Source organism: Vibrio sp. 03_296 (assembly GCF_002265885.1).
Genome location: NZ_NPKW01001346.1, coordinates 1 through 571, shown reverse-complemented (window position 1 = coordinate 571; position 571 = coordinate 1). Strand labels below are relative to the sequence as shown.

The window sequence follows — 571 nt, the reverse complement described above, 5'->3', positions numbered from 1 at the left end:
TTTCACTGACGGCCATTCCCGCACCATAACGAAGGCACAACTCTCGAAACGGTCTATCCGTTACTCCGGCCATCGGCGCTACGATTAGTTTGTTCTTAAGTTGATAATTTCCGATCTTACAAACGTCGTCACAGCTTCATACCAGGCAAGGGCGCGCTATTTACGCATTTTTTTTCTGCGTGAAAAGACTAATATTTGAGCATTGACAAATTGTTTTTGCAATTTGTATGAATTTCAAACAATTAACCCTGAAAGTCTTATCTAGCCTTGCTTGCGACCAGAGATGCGACACCATTCACTTTGCTCAACGATCGGATCAATGTGAAGCTCGTCACGGTAATAGTTGGCTACGTCTTCTGCTTGGGTGTCCAGTACACCTGACATCGCCAATTGACCGTTGGGTTTGACAAGGCCCTTGATGATTGAAGAAAGCTCACGCAGTGGTGCCGCCAAAATGTTTGCCACAACGACGTCAGCAAGCAGACCTTCTGGTTGATCTTGAGGCAGATAAACATCCAGTTGATCGGCAACGCCATTACGTTGAGCGTTGTCTTTCGAAGCGAGAAGTGCT

Annotated in this window: 2 protein-coding genes; both read right to left on the bottom strand. The window is 46.1% G+C overall.

What is annotated here, in order from left to right; all coding sequences use genetic code 11:
• A partial coding sequence (locus CIK04_RS32080) for a tRNA-dihydrouridine synthase (RefSeq protein ID WP_176463495.1) occupies positions 1–115 on the bottom strand: 115 nt, incomplete at its 3' end.
• Between the two features lie 146 nt (positions 116–261).
• A partial coding sequence (locus CIK04_RS32075; protein ID WP_176463494.1) for a 50S ribosomal protein L11 methyltransferase occupies positions 262–571 on the bottom strand: 310 nt, incomplete at its 5' end.